Annotated in this window: 15 protein-coding genes; 4 read left to right on the forward strand and 11 right to left on the reverse strand. The window is 56.0% G+C overall.

Going from position 1 to position 15863, the window contains the following annotated elements; all coding sequences use genetic code 11:
* The first annotated feature begins 135 nt into the window (after window positions 1-135).
* Window positions 136-2133, forward strand: a complete 1998-nt coding sequence (mnmC, locus tag ACQG0T_RS15780; protein ID WP_096205326.1) for a bifunctional tRNA (5-methylaminomethyl-2-thiouridine)(34)-methyltransferase MnmD/FAD-dependent 5-carboxymethylaminomethyl-2-thiouridine(34) oxidoreductase MnmC — start codon at window positions 136-138, stop codon at window positions 2131-2133.
* A 58-nt stretch (window positions 2134-2191) separates the two neighbouring features.
* Here mnmC and ACQG0T_RS15785 read toward each other — a convergent pair whose 3' ends face one another.
* From ACQG0T_RS15785 to prmB, 6 genes are read right to left on the reverse strand one after another with little or no spacing between them, the layout of a single operon-like run.
* A complete protein-coding gene (locus ACQG0T_RS15785) occupies window positions 2192-2470 on the reverse strand; it encodes a YfcL family protein (RefSeq protein WP_017383451.1) in 279 nt (92 codons plus the stop codon).
* 13 nt (window positions 2471-2483) lie between these two features.
* Window positions 2484-3029, reverse strand: coding sequence for an elongation factor P hydroxylase (locus tag ACQG0T_RS15790; protein ID WP_023295097.1), 546 nt, complete (start codon window positions 3027-3029; stop codon window positions 2484-2486).
* Complete coding sequence (locus tag ACQG0T_RS15795; RefSeq protein ID WP_003861386.1) at window positions 3029-3838, reverse strand: sulfite exporter TauE/SafE family protein; 810 nt, start codon at window positions 3836-3838, stop codon at window positions 3029-3031. The genes ACQG0T_RS15790 and ACQG0T_RS15795 overlap by 1 nt, the downstream gene beginning before the upstream one ends.
* Window positions 3838-4662 (reverse strand): penicillin-insensitive murein endopeptidase, encoded by an 825-nt coding sequence (gene mepA / locus ACQG0T_RS15800; RefSeq protein ID WP_003861385.1) that lies wholly within the window; start codon window positions 4660-4662, stop codon window positions 3838-3840. Before mepA ends, ACQG0T_RS15795 begins: the two co-directional genes overlap by 1 nt.
* A gap of 2 nt (window positions 4663-4664) precedes the next feature.
* On the reverse strand, window positions 4665-5750 hold the full coding sequence (aroC, locus tag ACQG0T_RS15805) for a chorismate synthase (protein ID WP_015572247.1): 1086 nt from the start codon (window positions 5748-5750) through the stop codon (window positions 4665-4667).
* A 60-nt stretch (window positions 5751-5810) separates the two neighbouring features.
* On the reverse strand, window positions 5811-6743 hold the full coding sequence (gene prmB, locus ACQG0T_RS15810; protein ID WP_003861381.1) for a 50S ribosomal protein L3 N(5)-glutamine methyltransferase: 933 nt from the start codon (window positions 6741-6743) through the stop codon (window positions 5811-5813).
* Between the two features lie 145 nt (window positions 6744-6888).
* On the opposite strand from prmB, the gene smrB reads away from it, so the two are divergent.
* The gene (smrB, locus tag ACQG0T_RS15815) at window positions 6889-7440 is read left to right on the forward strand and encodes an endonuclease SmrB (protein ID WP_015572246.1); all 552 of its coding nucleotides are present in this window, start codon (window positions 6889-6891) and stop codon (window positions 7438-7440) included.
* A gap of 46 nt (window positions 7441-7486) precedes the next feature.
* Here the strand turns inward: smrB and sixA are convergent, their stop codons facing one another.
* The 4 genes from sixA to ACQG0T_RS15835 all read right to left on the reverse strand — a co-directional run bounded on the left by sixA (window position 7487) and on the right by ACQG0T_RS15835 (window position 12152).
* The gene (sixA, locus tag ACQG0T_RS15820) at window positions 7487-7972 is read right to left on the reverse strand and encodes a phosphohistidine phosphatase SixA (RefSeq protein WP_003861375.1); all 486 of its coding nucleotides are present in this window, start codon (window positions 7970-7972) and stop codon (window positions 7487-7489) included.
* A 209-nt stretch (window positions 7973-8181) separates the two neighbouring features.
* Window positions 8182-10329 (reverse strand): fatty acid oxidation complex subunit alpha FadJ, encoded by a 2148-nt coding sequence (gene fadJ, locus ACQG0T_RS15825; protein ID WP_017383453.1) that lies wholly within the window; start codon window positions 10327-10329, stop codon window positions 8182-8184.
* Entirely contained in the window at window positions 10329-11639 is a 1311-nt protein-coding gene (gene fadI / locus ACQG0T_RS15830) for an acetyl-CoA C-acyltransferase FadI (protein WP_045906793.1), read from the reverse strand. Before fadI ends, fadJ begins: the two co-directional genes overlap by 1 nt.
* 228 nt (window positions 11640-11867) lie before the next feature.
* Window positions 11868-12152: a YfcZ/YiiS family protein gene (locus ACQG0T_RS15835; protein ID WP_271040372.1), complete on the reverse strand. Its 285-nt coding sequence runs from the start codon at window positions 12150-12152 to the stop codon at window positions 11868-11870.
* Between the two features lie 372 nt (window positions 12153-12524).
* On the opposite strand from ACQG0T_RS15835, the gene fadL reads away from it, so the two are divergent.
* Window positions 12525-13808 carry a long-chain fatty acid transporter FadL gene (gene fadL / locus ACQG0T_RS15840; RefSeq protein ID WP_017383456.1) on the forward strand — a complete coding sequence of 428 codons (1284 nt, stop codon included), beginning with the start codon at window positions 12525-12527 and terminating at the stop codon, window positions 13806-13808.
* A 44-nt stretch (window positions 13809-13852) separates the two neighbouring features.
* Here the strand turns inward: fadL and mlaA are convergent, their stop codons facing one another.
* Window positions 13853-14605 (reverse strand): phospholipid-binding lipoprotein MlaA, encoded by a 753-nt coding sequence (mlaA, locus tag ACQG0T_RS15845; protein WP_003861365.1) that lies wholly within the window; start codon window positions 14603-14605, stop codon window positions 13853-13855.
* A 314-nt stretch (window positions 14606-14919) separates the two neighbouring features.
* Here mlaA and ACQG0T_RS15850 point away from each other — a divergent pair, with 314 nt between their 5' ends.
* A complete protein-coding gene (locus ACQG0T_RS15850) occupies window positions 14920-15849 on the forward strand; it encodes a formate/nitrite transporter family protein (protein ID WP_017383457.1) in 930 nt (309 codons plus the stop codon).
* Window positions 15850-15863: the final 14 nt, after the last annotated feature.

Below are 15863 nucleotides of genomic sequence, written 5' to 3' on the forward strand. Positions count from 1 at the left end.
ATAAAAAGTTTCGAGTCGCACAATAGCGTACACTTGTACGCCGAACAAGTCCGATCAGCCATTTTCTGTGGAAATTTGCACCGATGGGCTCACATCGCTAAGATCGTGCCACTGCCTGTCGGACGAGTAACTTACGTGAAACAAAACGCCATACAACCTGCCAACCTCGAATTCAACGCTGAGGGTACACCTGTTTCCCGAGATTTTGATGACGTCTACTTTTCTAATGATAACGGACTGGAAGAGACGCGCTATGTCTTCCTCGAAGGAAATCATCTCAGCACCCGCTTCCCTGAGCATCCGCGCAGCCTGTTTGTCGTAGCGGAGAGCGGTTTCGGCACCGGGCTGAATTTTCTGACCCTCTGGCAGGCGTTCGACCAGTTTCGCGCTGCACACCCCGAGGCTACCTTACAAAGATTACATTTCATCAGTTTCGAAAAATTTCCGCTTACCGCGCACGATCTGCGGCTTGCCCATCAGCGCTGGCCGGAGCTTACCCACTGGGCGGAACAGCTTCAGGCCCAGTGGCCTCCGGCTATCGGTGGCTGTCATCGTCTGATTCTGGACGACGGACGCGTCACCCTCGACCTGTGGCTGGGCGACATTAACGACCTGACCGATAAGCTTGATGACTCAATGAATCAGAAGGTGGACGCCTGGTTCCTGGATGGTTTTGCGCCCGCCAAAAACCCGGACATGTGGAGCCCGCACCTGTTCAGCGCCATGGCACGTCTGGCGCGCCCGGGCGCAACGCTTGCCACCTTCACCTCGGCGGGCTTTGTCCGTCGTGGGTTGCAGGAGGCGGGGTTTACCATGCGGAAAACCAAAGGCTTTGGCCGCAAACGCGACATGCTGGTCGGGGTGATGGAACAGGATCTGGCGATCCCGGCGCAGGCCCCCTGGTTTGCCCGTCGCGCCAGCACCTCGCGTGAGGTCGCCATTGTGGGCGGGGGTATCGCCAGCGCCCTGCTCTCGCTGGCGCTGCTGCACCGTGGCTGGCAGGTGACGCTCTACTGCGCTGACGAGGCGCCGGCGACGGGCGCATCAGGCAACCGTCAGGGCGCGCTTTATCCCTTATTAAGTTCACACGATCCGGCACTGTTCCAGTTCTTCCCGGCGGCGTTTACGTTTGCACGCCGCCTTTACGATAGCCTGCCGGTTGCGTTCGACCACGACTGGTGCGGCGTGACGCAGCTCGGCTGGGACGAGAAGAGCCAGCAGAAAATCACACAAATGCTGTCGCTGGGTCTGCCGGAAACCATCGCCCATGCCGTGACGGCACAGCAGGTTGCTGAGACCGCTGGCGTCGACACCGGCTGCGGGGGCATTCAGTATCCACTCGGCGGCTGGCTGTGTCCGGCTGAACTGACTTCTGCGGCGGTAGCCCTCGGGCAGTCGCGTGGGTTGACAGTGCATTATGCCCATAAGGTTCAATCGCTAAGCCGCACTGCGCACTGGAAACTGCGTTTCGCTGACGGCAAAGAGGCGCAGCATGCCAGCGTTGTGCTGGCCAACGGGCATCATATCAGCCAGTTTACCCAGACAGCGTCATTGCCGGTTTATCCGGTCGGCGGCCAGGTGAGCCATATCCCGACTGCGCCCGAGCTGAACAAGCTACGCCAGGTGCTGTGTTACGACGGCTACCTGACGCCGCAAAATCCGTCCAACGGCCATCACTGCATCGGCGCCAGCTACCATCGCGGTGAAACAGATATGCAGTACAGCGAAGCGGATCAGCAGCAAAACCGCCAGCGCCTGGTCGACTGTTTCCCGGATGCGTCGTGGGCAAAAGAGGTGGATGTCAGTGAGGGTCAGGCTCGCTGCGGCGTACGCTGCGCGACCCGCGATCACCTGCCGATGGCGGGAAACGTGCCGGACTATGACGCCACGCTTGAAGTCTATCAGGATCTTGCTGACAACAAAGAAACGGCGGTAAGCGCGCCCGTTCACCCCGAGCTGTTTATGCTGGGTGGCTTAGGCTCGCGGGGATTATGCTCCGCGCCGCTGCTGGCTGAAGCGTTAGCCGCGCAAATGAGCGACGAGCCGGTTCCGCTGGACAGGGTTACGCTCGCGGGGCTGAATCCAAACCGACTGTGGGTGCGGAAATTGCTGAAGGGGAAAATGGTCAAGTAGGGTGCGGTCTGGTGCCCTCACCCCGGCCCTCTCCCTGTGGGAGAGGGCGGTGATACACTTACTTCGCTTTCGCCTGCTGGAACAAATTGTCCCACATGCCCAGCACTAAAGACTGGTCGCGCGGAGAGAGTTCCCCGGCCAGAATGGCTTTTTCCAGGCTGCGAGTGACTTCCGCGTGAACGGCGTCGGCAGAGTGATCGTCCCCGGCTTCCAGCGCGGCTACCGCCAGCGTCAGGTGACCACGTAGATAACCGCTGGCGAACAGCTCATCATCACTGGCGTGTTCCACCATGTCATCAATTAACGCCAGAATGCGTGATTCAAATTCTGCGATCATCTTCTTTCCTCTGTTAAAGATCTTCCGGCCAAGGGAAGCATTCCGCCGTGATCTCCGGCGTGTGGTAATAATTCTGTAAAGCCTCGATCAAGCGTGCCGGACGTGCCGGGATGCCTTTCTCAAGATATTCCATCACCTGCGCATGAACGCGGCGCTGGAAGACGATACGGTCTGGCTCGAAGTCGCCTTCGAGGTTGTCACAACTTACGTTGAACGGGAAACCCGCCGCTACGCAGAACAGCCATTCGAGCGCCTGAGGTTTCAACTCCACATCTTCGAACTGCCCCTGGGTGGCGGCGTCGCGCCCGTCCGGGCAGTACCAGTAACCAAAGTCCACCAGCTCGCGACGCGCTTTCCCGGCGATACACCAGTGCGAAATTTCGTGCAAACCGCTGGCGTAAAAGCCGTGGGCAAAGATGATGCGGTTATACGGAACCTCGTCATCAGCTGGAAGATAGATCGGTTCGTCGTCGCCTTTAATCAGACGGGTATTAAAATCATCAGCGAAACAGCTATCGAAGATCTCAATCAGCTGTTCGTAGTTATGCGTACTGTTCATTAGTTCATCCCCAACCAGGTGAGGATCTCCTGTCCATGGCTGTCATAAAGAAGTTTGGCGCTCATCACCGCCGAGACGACAACAATCATCGGGCGGATCAGCTTTTGTCCTTTGCTTAATACCAGACGCGAGCCTGCGCGCGCGCCCAAAAACTGCCCTGCCATCATCACAAACCCGGTTGCCCATATAACCTTGCCGCCAATGATAAACAGCAGCAGACCGCCAACGTTGGAGGTCGCGTTGAGGACTTTGGCGTGGGCGGTGGATTTGGCGAGGTTGAATCCGGCCAGCGTCACGAATGCCAGCGCATAAAACGAACCTGCCCCCGGGCCAAAGAAGCCATCGTAAAAACCGACGCAGCCACCGGCAATCAGCGCAAACGGCAGGCCGTGAAGACGACGCTGTCGATCTTCTTCCCCGAGCTTTGGCATCAGCAGGAAATAGAGGCCGATACAGATAACCAGCAGCGGCAGGATCTGGCGCAGAATGTCGGACTGAACGTGCTGGACCAGCAGCGCACCCGCCGTTGAGCCAATAAACGTCATCAGGATATTGAGCTTCTGATCGGCGAGATTCACCACTTTGCGCCGGATGAAATAGAGCGACGAGGAGAGCGAACCGCCGCATGCCTGGAGTTTGTTGGTGGCAAGCGCCTGGGCAGGGCTCATGCCTGCCGCCAGCAGCGCCGGAACGGTGAGCAACCCGCCGCCGCCCGCCAGGGCATCGATAAATCCGGCTAACATCGCAACAAAAAAGAGCACCGCCAGCAGCAGCGGTGACACCATGAATAGATCGACGAAATTATCCATTAAAGTACATGCTCATCCAGTAGCGCCTGGCAGGAAGGCGGCAACGGAGGCGGTGTCTTCTTCTCAGGCTTAGAGGTTCCAGGCTTGGCTGGTTCAAACCAGCTTTGCAGTTCGTAACCACAACCATCGCCAGGCGGTGGCAGCGGCTGATCTTCACATTCCAGGCTGTTCGCCGGACAGCGCAGGCGAACATGCATATGCGCCCGGTGCTGGAACCAAGGGCGCACTTTACGCAACCAGTCGCGATCCGTTCCCGCATCCAGGCAAAGCTGCTGCTTGATGGCCGGATTAACAAAGATCCGCGTGACGTCGTTATCCTCTGCCGCCAGCTTAATCATGCTGGAAATTTCCGGCGACCAGCGCGAGGCGACGACCCGTTTACCGTCGGCCGAGACCAGATCCAGCGCCTGCGGTTTCAGCAGCTGCGCTGAGCTCCAGCGCGTTTTCGGCAATTGCAGGAAGATATCCACATCCAGTCCGGTCTGGTGGCTGGCGTGACCGCCGTTGAAGCGACCACCGGCAGGCATCCCCATATCGCCAATCAGCATCGTCCCCAGCCCCAGGTTATGCACCTGGTTGCCAAGACGCTGAATAAACAGCACCAGGTCAGGATGGCCGAAATAACGGCGCTGGTCGGTGCGCATCACCTGATAGGTATCCGATTGCAGCGGAAGTTCCTGCGCGCCGACGATACACCCGTTGGAGAAAGCGCCAATGGACTGCGCGCTCCCCGCTACCGGGTGGGTGATTTTCTGCCACGGCGTAGCGGCCAGGCTTGCTCCACTGGCCAGCAGCGCCAGCAGAGCGATTGCGGTTTTTTTCATAGTTACCAGCGTGGAATGGTGGTCGTCACATCCGCATTCTGCGCGCGCTGGCGCAGGAAGTGATCCATCAGCACGATCGCCAGCATCGCTTCTGCGATCGGCACCGCGCGGATCCCCACGCACGGATCGTGACGCCCTTTGGTGATCATCTCAACTTCATCGCCAGCGCGGTTAATCGTGTGGCCCGGGACGGTAATGCTGGACGTTGGCTTCAGCGCAATATTGGCAATAATTTGCTGCCCGCTGCTGATGCCACCCAGAATGCCGCCCGCATGGTTGCTCTGGAAACCCGCCTTCGTGATTTCGTCGCGGTTCTGGCTGCCGCGAAGCTTGACCACGTCAAAACCGTCGCCGATTTCAACGCCTTTCACCGCGTTGATGCTCATCAGCGCGTGGGCGATATCGGCGTCAAGGCGGTCAAATACCGGCTCGCCCCAGCCGGCCGGCACGCCGTCGGCCACCACGGTGACTTTCGCACCAATGGAGTCGCCCTCTTTTTTCAGGCCACGCATCAGCTCATCCAGCGCGTCCAGCTTGTCGGCATCGGCGCAGAAGAACGGGTTGAGCTCTACTTGATCCCAGTCTTTGATTGCCAGCGGAATGTCGCCCATCTGGGACAGACAGCCGCGGATAACGATGCCGAATTTCTGCTGGAGATATTTTTTGGCAATTGCCCCTGCCGCCACGCGCATCGCGGTTTCACGCGCGGAAGAACGTCCGCCGCCGCGATAGTCGCGAAAGCCATATTTTTGTTCGTAGGTATAGTCGGCGTGACCAGGACGGAAAACGTCCTTAATCGCGCCGTAGTCCTGAGAACGCTGATCGGTGTTTTCAATCAGCAGGCCAATGCTGGTTCCTGTGGTACGGCCTTCAAATACGCCGGAGAGAATTTTGACCTGGTCCGGCTCGCGACGCTGCGTGGTGTAGCGAGAGGTACCCGGACGACGACGGTCAAGGTCATGCTGTAAATCGGCTTCGGTCAGTTCGATGCCTGGCGGGACGCCATCAACGATACAACCCAGTGCCAGACCGTGTGACTCGCCAAAGGTGGTCACACGGAATACCTGTCCAATACTGTTTCCTGCCATCACGGCTCCGATGTTGTTGTTTGTGTTTGAGCGTTGTGAAACGGGCCGAAGCCCGCTGGATTAATCTTTGTAAATGCTGAAGTATTCGCGTGCATCAAGCAGTTGCGCCTTGGTCAGCATAAAGACGCCGTCACCGCCGTTGTCGAACTCAAGCCAGGTGAACGGCACATCCGGGTACTGCTCTATCAGATGTACCATGCTGTTGCCTACTTCACAAATCAGAACGCCGTCGTCGGTCAGATAATCCGGCGCGCAGGCCAGGATGCGGCGGGTCAGCTTCAGCCCGTCAGAGCCTGACGCCAGGCCCAGCTCCGGCTCGTGACGATACTCGTTCGGCAGGTCGGACATATCTTCTGCATCCACGTACGGCGGATTGGTGACGATCAGGTCGTATTGCAGCGTCGGCAGGTCGCGGAACAGGTCAGAGCGGATAGGCGTGACGTGATGAATCAGCCCGTGCTCTTCAATGTTGTGTTCGGTGACGGCCAGCGCGTCGGTGGAGATATCGACGGCGTCCACTTCCGCTTCCGGGAAGGCGTACGCGCAGGCAATGGCGATGCAGCCGCTGCCGGTGCACATATCAAGAATGTGCTGCGGCTGATGGTTAATCAGGCCGTCAAAATGGTTGTTGATCAGCTCGCCAATCGGCGAACGCGGCACCAGCACGCGCTCATCAACATAGAATTCGTGGCCGCAGAACCAGGCTTTGTTGGTCAGGTAAGCCACCGGAATGCGCTCGTTTACGCGACGGATCACGCGCTCAACGATGCGGTGTTTTTCACTGGAGGTCAGGCGCGCGGTGCGCATGTCTTCCGGAATATCCAGCGGCAGGTAGAGAGACGGCAGCACCAGCTGCACGGCCTCATCCCACGGGTTGTCGGTACCGTGTCCGTACCAGATATTGGCGGCGCTGAAGCGGCTAACCGACCAGCGCAACATGTCCTGTATGGTATGCAGCTCGTTTACTGCTTCATCGACAAAAATTTTATCCACTCTTTCCTCCAGGGCATGCTCGCATAATTTTCGGCGGCTAGTTTGCCATGAAGACGGCGATAAATCAGCAATGACGCGTACCGCTTGAGGTTAAAAAATGCGTTTAGTCGGGTACACTATCGGAAATACGAGATGAGAATGACGAATGAAAAAGAAAACATCGCTCAGCGAGGAGGATCAGGCTCTCTTCCGCCAGCTGATGACCGGGACGCGTCAAATCACGCACGACACCATTGTCCATCGCCCGCAGCGTAAAAAAGTCAGCGAGGTACCGGTCAAACGGTTGCTCCAGGAGCAGGCCGATAACAGCCACTATTTTTCAGATGAGTTTCAGCCGCTGCTAAATACGCAGGGTGCGGTGAAATACGTGCGCGAAGACGTCAGCCATTTTGAACTGAAAAAATTACGCCGGGGAGATTACTCGCCGGAGCTGTTCCTCGATCTGCATGGGTTGACCCAGATGCAGGCGAAACAGGAGCTGGGGGCGTTGATCGCGGCATGTCGTCGCGAGCATGTTTTTTGCGCCTGCGTGATGCACGGCCACGGCAAACATATTCTTAAGCAACAGACACCGCTGTGGCTGGCTCAGCATCCACACGTGATGGCTTTTCATCAGGCGCCAAAAGAGTACGGCGGAGATGCCGCATTGCTGGTATTGATTGAGGTGGAGGAGTGGCAGCCGCCAGAATTGCCCTGACAGGATGGCGGGAGGCACGCTGCACCCCGCCATATCGCACGTCACGTCAGATGGCTTTTGCCATCTTCAGGTTGCACGGACTCATTTGCCAGTTAAAGACCCCTTTGCCGGTTTCGTCGAGGGTGACGTTGGCAATGGCGGACGTTGTGAACATCGGTGGCGTTTCGCCCGGGCACAGCTCAGATACCAGATAGCCGACCAGCGGCAGGTGGGAAATGACCAGTGCGGAAGCGACACCTTCATTGCACAGCGCCTGAAGGTAAGCACTGACAAGGCCAACATCGCCACACGGCGTGAGTTCAGGGAGAACATCCACACTGGATGGCAGGTTCATACACTCCCCTACCACATCCAGCGTCTGTTCTGCCCGCAGGAACGGACTCACCAGAACGCGTTCAATGTCCACTTTTTGACCTTTAAGCCATGTCGCCATCTGACGGGATTCGTCGCAGCCACAGACGGTTAAAGGACGTACTGAGTCACTGGCGGCATCGAGTGCCGCGTCGCCGTGACGCATGATAAAAACTTGCATATTGCACCGCTTTTGTTAACCAGAATCACCGGCGTTAACTACCCGCGATTAATGCTCTGAGGTAGAAAACCCGATGGCCGGGCATTGTGCCTGATCCATTCGGTGAATGAAACGCTGTTTTTTACCTCAATGGCGTAAGTATAGTCAATCTCTGTTTACAATTTCGCCAGAACAGGTTCCATCACCTCAGGATTTACCCTTCTTTGACTTCAGTTTACGCAATCAGTTTCCCTTGCGGGCCAGAATGTCTGACCCCGTTCCGCCATCTGCAATAATTCGTCACAAGGTGTAAACCGTGGACCATATTGCGAGGCCAGACGTTGCAGGATCGCAACCACTTCACCCGCCCCGAGGGTATCCATATACCGGAACGGACCGCCAAGAAATGGCGGAAAACCGATACCAAACACGGCGCCGATATCGCCGTCGCGCGCGCTTTTGATCACCTGCTCACCAAAGCAGCGCGCCGCTTCATTGAGCATCATCATCACGCAGCGCTCAGCACACTGAACCGCCGACAGTTTTCCCTGACCCGTGACAGGAATAAGCGCATAAACCGAAGGGTCGACCTGTTTCTTGCTTTTACGCCCTTTCGCGGCGTAAAGATAGAAACCGCGTTCATTTTTTCTGCCTTTGCGATCGTCCTTCAAAATTGCAGAAACAAAGTTTGCAGGCGGCGCAAAACGATCGCCATAAGCCGCTTCCAGCACAGGGATAATCTTAGTCCCCGTATCAATTCCTACCTCATCCAAAAGTTGGATTGGGCCGACGGGGAAGCCAAACTTCACCAGGGCGTCATCGACGTGCTCAATTTTCTCCCCTTCCGTCAGCAACCGCATCGCTTCGTTAATGTACGGCGCCAGAATGCGGTTGACGTAAAAGCCGGCTTTGTCCGCGACCACAATCGGGGTTTTGCCCTGTTTTTTCGCCAGTTTCACCACGGTGGCAATAGTTTGCGGGCTGGTTGTGGCATGCGGGATAACCTCCACCAGCGGCATTTTTTCTACAGGGCTGAAATAGTGCAGCCCTATCACCTGCTCCGGGCGCACGGCTTTCGCCGCGATGTCGCCAATCGGCAAAGACGAGGTGTTTGACGCGAAAATAGTGTGCGGCGCGCAATGCTGTTCAACGTCCGCCACCATCTGCTGCTTAAGGGCGAGATCTTCGAACACGGCTTCAATCACCAGATCGCGGTGTGCAAACCCACTGTAGTCGGTGGCGCCAGTGATCATCGAGAGGGTTTTATCACGCTCACTGGCCTTGATATGGCGGCGCTTCACTTTGCGATCAAGGTTCTGCCAGCTGTACTGCAACGCGTGGTTGATACCCTTAGGGTTGATATCTTTGATACGTACGGGCAATTTGCCTTTGCTGGCGGTGACAAATGCGATGCCGCCGCCCATCAGCCCACCACCCAGAACGCCAACGGCGCGCAGCGGAGCCGGTTCAGCTTCACTGCCCGGATCTTTTTTAACCTCCGTGCTGGCAAAGAAAATGCCGCGCAGCGCCTGCGACTGCGGCGTCATCGCCAGCTCGCCAAAGGCTTTCGCTTCCGCAGCATAACCGCTGCTGCTGCCCTGCGATAAACCGGTTTCAATCACCTTCAGAATGCGCGTCGCTGCCGGATAGTTCCCTTTGGTTTTTTGCTCGGTTTTTTTACCCACCATATTGAACAGCAGCGTGCGCCCCAGCGGCCCGGCGAGGATACGCTCGCGCACCGGCAGAGGGCGTTTCGCCTGACGACCTTTCAGCGCCCGCTCAACAGCGGCTTCAAGCAAGATGGCGTGCGGAACGACCTCATCAACCAGACCCGCCTTTAACGCCTGACGGGCGCGCAGCTGTTTACCGGTTAAAATCATCTCCAGCGCCGTACTGACGCCTACGAGACGCGGCAGGCGCTGCGTGCCACCTGAACCGGGCAGCAATCCAAGCTGTACCTCCGGCAGTCCGAGTACGGTTTTCGCATCGTCGGTACAAATGCGGCTGTGACAGGCCAGCGCCAGCTCAAGCCCACCGCCCAGGCAGGCCCCGTGGATCGCAGCGACAACGGGTATCGACAGCGCATGGATCTCCGCCATTACCTGCTGCCCCTGACGCGCCAGGTCTTCTGCTTCCTGAGCGCTTTTCGCCCGGGCAATCATGTTGATATCGGCCCCGGCAATAAAGTTATCCGGCTTTGCCGAGATAAATACCAGGCCACGTATCGCTTTGTTTTCGCGGATCTGTCTGAGCATCGCACGCACCTGAACGCCGAACTCGGCCTTCAGGGTGTTCATCTTTTCGTCGGGTACATCAATGGTGATAACAGCCACGTTATCAAGGCGAACAGCCAGATTAAATGCAGATGTCGTTTCCATTATTCAGCCTCCAGAACCATTGCTGCACCCAGGCCACCCGCCGCACAGGCGGTAACGAGACCAAAACCGCCGCCGCGGCGACGCAGCTCGTGCAAAGTCTGAGTTATCATTCTCGCGCCGGTCGCCGCAAATGGATGGCCGTAGGCGATGGATCCGCCAAGCACGTTAAACTTACTCTGATCCACTTCGCCGGTCGCGTGGGCGCGGCCCAGTACATCGCGCGCGAAGCGCTCGCTTGCCAGCAGCTGAATGTTTGCCAGGGTTTGTGCGGCAAAGGCTTCGTGCATATCGATCAGGGTTAAGTCAGCCAGCGTCAACCCCGCACGCTCCAGCGCCAGCGGCGTGGACCAGGCCGGACCGAGCAGCATGTCCTGCCAGACATCAATGGCGGTAAAGGCGTAGCTACGCAAATAGCCCAGCGGTGTTATGCCAAGCTCTTTCGCCCGGGATTCCGTCATCAGGACCACGGCGGCGGCACCGTCCGTCAGTGGCGTACTGTTGGCCGCCGTAACGGTGCCATGTTTACGATCAAACGCCGGGCGCAGTTTTGCGTAATCCTCCAGCGTCGAGGTGCCACGGATATTGTTATCTTCCACCAGCGGTTCGCGGAAAGGCGGGATGTAAGCCGTCATCACCTCGTCGGCAAGTTTGCCTTCCGACCAGGCCTTCGCAGCGAGCTGATGCGAGCGATGCGCCAGTGCATCCTGCTGTTCGCGGGTAATACCGTAGGTTTTTGCCATCTGCTCGGCAGTGTCGCCCATACGCAGGCCGGTGGAGTATTCAGCAACGGCAGGTGGCACGGGCATGAGGTCGCGCAGACGTAAACGCGAGAAGAGTTTGAGCTTCGCACCGGTGGTCCGGGCTTTGTTGGCATCCACGAGGATGCGGGCCAGCTGTTTGCTAACACCGATGGGCAGCACGGATGAGGAATCCGCGCCGCCGGCGATCCCCGCGCGAATGGTCCCCGCCATCAGGCTTTCCGCCACGTTCGCCACCGCCTGGAAACTGGTGGCGCAGGCGCGGCTGACGCTGTATGCGTCGGTGTGAACATTCATGCCGGTGCCCAGCACGATTTCACGTGCGATATTGGGCGCTTCCGGCATTTGCACCACCTGGCCGAAAACCAGTTGCTCAATAACCTCTGGCGGGATCTCGCTGCGAGCCAGCATCTCCCCCACCACCATTTTTCCCAGATCGACAGCCGGTATACCGTGAAACGCGGTTGCCTGACGCGCAAACGGCGTACGTAACCCGCTGACAATGGCAATGCGGTCACCGTGTCGGGTGATAAGCGGTAATGCCTGACTCATAACACTCCCCTGTAAAAAAATTTTGCGCACACATTAAGTGGTCTGACCTGATAATAGTCTTAACTATTTTTTTACATTGAGCCAATCGGGGAAGCGAAAAATTGCGAGCTAAGGCACAGAGAAGAAAAAGAAAATGCCCCTGCATGGCAGAGGCATTTGTGAGATTTGTTGCCGGGTTGCGGCGTTGCCTTACCCGGCCTACACGATCGTAGGCCCGTGCAAAAAGTATTAACGCAGGCCCAGCTGGAAGATCAGCGTTTCTGCTTCGCAGGCGAACACAAAGTCGATATCCAGCTGCACGCCGCCTTCCACTTCCGTGAAGGTGGATTTGATTTCACACGGATCAGATTCGACTTCACGCGCGCGCTGGCTCAGCGCGGCCAGCGTCTCTTCCGCTTCAGCGCGGTTAGGGAATACGCGGCTGTAAGAGGCGGTGCAATCGGTGTTGTCCATAATGGTGCCAACATCCATACAGCAGCAAAACGGGGTTTCATCAGCACTGCATTTACTCATAGCTCAATTTCCTCTGTATTCGCGCAGGGCGCGAGATAAACACGATGCGTCTATTTTACGCCCCCGGACGAGCCCCCTCCAGCCGTTAATGGCGCAAAATCGGATAAGTGAGCAATATCACACTAAAAAATGATCTAAAACAAAATTCCCCTTTTCAGAGGAATCGCACTGGTCACAATTTTGCCAACCAGATCTCGTTTCAAGAAACATATCTGAAAATATTAATAAACAAACTTGCAACATCCCAGCTGGTCAGACCTATACTCTCGCCACTGGTCTGATTTGTAAGTCATACCTCAGACCCTACACTTCGCGCTCCTGTTACGGTATGTAACAATTATTGAATAAAAATAACTCAATGAGGTTATGGTCATGAGCCAGAAAACCCTGTTCAAACAAACTGCTTTAGCAGTTGCAGTGGCAATCGTCTCAACGTCCGCCTGGTCAGCGGGCTTCCAGTTAAACGAATTTTCTTCCTCTGGCCTTGGCCGTGCGTATTCCGGGGAAGGTGCGATTGCCGATGACGCAGGCAACGCGAGTCGTAACCCGGCACTGATCATGATGTTTGATCGCCCTACCTTCTCTGCCGGTGCGGTTTACATCGATCCTGATGTCAACATTTCTGGCAAATCTCAGTTCACCGGCGCAGATCTGAAGGCGGATAACATTGCGCCGACCGCGTGGGTGCCTAACCTGCACTTTGTTGCGCCAATCAATGAACAGTTTGGTTGGGGTGCCTCTGTCACCTCTAACTATGGCCTGGCAACGGAGTTCAATAACAACTATCCGGCCGGGGAATACGGCGGTAAAACCGACCTGACGACCCTGAACCTCAACCTGAGCGGCGCATATCGTCTGAACGATAACTGGAGCTTTGGTCTGGGCTTTGATGCTGTCTACGCCGATGCAAAAATCGAGCGTTACTCCGGGGAGCAAACTGCTGCACTGCCGAAAAACAGCAATAAAATTGCCAGCCTGAAAGGTGATGAATGGGGTTACGGCTGGAACGCCGGTATCCTGTATGAACTGGATAAAAACAACCGCTGGGGTCTGACCTATCGCTCAGAAGTGAAAATTGATTTCGATGGCGATTACAAAAGCGGCATCCTGAGCCCAGTCAACGGTATGGTCCCAGGCGCGGGCACCACCATTCCATGGGGTACCTCGAATCAAACCGTACCGGGCTCACTGTCGCTGCATCTGCCAGAAATGTGGGAAGTGTCAGGTTATAACCGCGTTGCGCCGCAGTGGGCCATTCACTACAGCCTCGCGTATACCAGCTGGAGCCAGTTCGAGGAGCTTAAAGCCACCGGCAGCAACGGCCAGACGCTGTTCTATAAAGACGAAAGCTTCCACGATGCTTACCGTATCGCGCTTGGTACGACCTATTATATGGATGATAACTGGACGTTCCGTACCGGCGTGGCATTTGATGACAGCCCGGTACCGGCCGATAAACGTTCTATCTCCATTCCGGATCAGGACCGTTTCTGGGTGAGTGCGGGGGCAACCTACGCGTTCAACGAGAATGCCTCTATCGACGCGGGCGTGTCGTACATGCATGGCCAGAAGGTGACCTTCCAGGAAGGCCCGTACGAGTTTTCCTCTGAAGGTAAAGCCTGGCTGTTTGGTACCAACTTCAACTACGCGTTCTAATCCCAACACGATTAAAAAAGGTGAGCATTGCTCACCTTTTTTATTTATTCCGAATCGATATCTTTTAATTCGTTCTCGATGGCTTTCGCGTTCGGATTATCTTCCGGCTTCAGCTTACCGCCGTTGGCAATAAAGTCATGGTTCTGGAAGTAGGCCTCGCGGACCATGATGTACGGATCGGAAGACTGACGCAGCAGACCATCAGAATCCAGCAGTTGCGCACGCGTTTCAATTCCTTCCACGGTCCATTTACCAATCGACAGCGGCCAGGTGAGCCATGACAGTACAGGATATAGCGTATCCACCATGTCGCCGCCATCATCACGCACGGTAAAGCTGCCGTAGAATGGCAGGTGCACATACGGACCATAACCTACGCCATAGTGACCCAGCGTGCTGCCGAAACGGTGCGGCTGTTCACGCTGTAATTTCGGGTTCGCCATGCCTGCGACATCAATTAAGCCGCCCATACCCAGCAGGGAGTTCAGGAAGAAGCGGGTGAAATGCACCATCCCCTGATACGGGTCGCCCTGAAGGAAGTAGTTGACCATAACCGCTGGCTCTTCCAGGTTACTGGTAAAGTTGCTCAGCCCGTTACGCGCCGGCTGCGGAACATAGTCACGCCATGCCACGGCAACCGGACGAACCAGATATGGATCCAGCACATTATAGTTAAAGCTGTACATTGAACGGTTAAATCCTTCGAGAGGATCGGAGCGTCCCGTTTGCTCGCCAGAGCTGGCGCAGCCCACAAGCATTGTTACGCCCAGCGCAAGCGCCGACAGCCGAAGCTTCATAAATTTCTCCCTGTTCAATATGGCTATCGTTGAATGCCATCTGTGACGGAGCCTGAGATGCTCCGCCTGAAACGTGCAAGTGATTGTAACAGCACGCTTACCGATGTCTACGAGGACAATGACGACCCGCTCGCGTCATCACGCTAATTTCAGCATAGCCTGTCTTTCGGAATTCGTTTCGCTGGCAATTTTATATTGGCTTTGAAAGAGATGTCTCACCTTTATTGCCATTTTCAGCAATTTAAGAGCATCCCCACGGGGAAAGCGCTAAAAGCCGCTACGCTTAAATGAGCAATTACCCCGAAGGAGCTGTTATGAAAGACATTAGCGAAGAGAAAATTGGTGAAAGCAAAGAGGAACATGAGATTGAAAGCGAGGAGAAAGACCGGGGAGAAGAGATAGAAGTCGATGAAGATCGCCTGCCGTCGCGTGCCATGGCTATTCATGAGCATATTCGCCAGGACGGGGAAAAAGAGATGGAGCGCGACGCGATGGCCCTGCTGTGGTCAGCCATTGCAGCCGGTCTGTCGATGGGTGCCTCTCTGCTCGCCAAAGGGATATTTCACGTTCAGCTGGAAGGCGTACCGGGCGGGTTTTTGCTTGAAAATTTAGGCTACACGTTCGGCTTTATTATCGTCATTATGGCGCGACAGCAGCTTTTTACGGAGAATACCGTCACTGCCGTACTGCCCGTCATGCAAAATCCGACCCTCGGTAATTTCGGTTTACTGATGCGCCTGTGGAGCGTCGTGCTGCTGGGGAACCTGATCGGTACGGGCATAGCCGCCTGGGCGTTCGAGTATATGCCAATATTTGATGAACCGACCCGCGACGCATTTGTGAAAATTGGCATGGATGTGATGAAAAACACGCCGGTTGAAATGTTCTCTAATGCCATAATTTCCGGGTGGATCATCGCCACTATGGTCTGGATGTTCCCGTCAGCGGGTAGCGCGAAAATCGTGGTAATTATCCTGATGACCTGGCTTATCGCACTCGCCGATACCACACACATTGTTGTCGGAACTGTTGAAATCCTTTATCTGGTATTTAACGGCACACTCCACTGGAGCGACTTTTTCTGGCCGTTCGCCCTGCCTACCCTCGCAGGCAACATTTGTGGCGGGACCTTTATCTTTGCGCTGCTGAGCCATGCGCAAATCCGTAACGACATGTCCAACAAGCGTAAGGCCGAGCTTAAGGCTCAGGAAAAAAAGGATAAAACTGCCGAAAAATCGGCGTGAACGGTGACTCTTTG

The organism is Enterobacter cloacae complex sp. 302F9, assembly GCF_050030335.1.
Lineage (GTDB): Bacteria > Pseudomonadota > Gammaproteobacteria > Enterobacterales > Enterobacteriaceae > Enterobacter > Enterobacter hormaechei_C.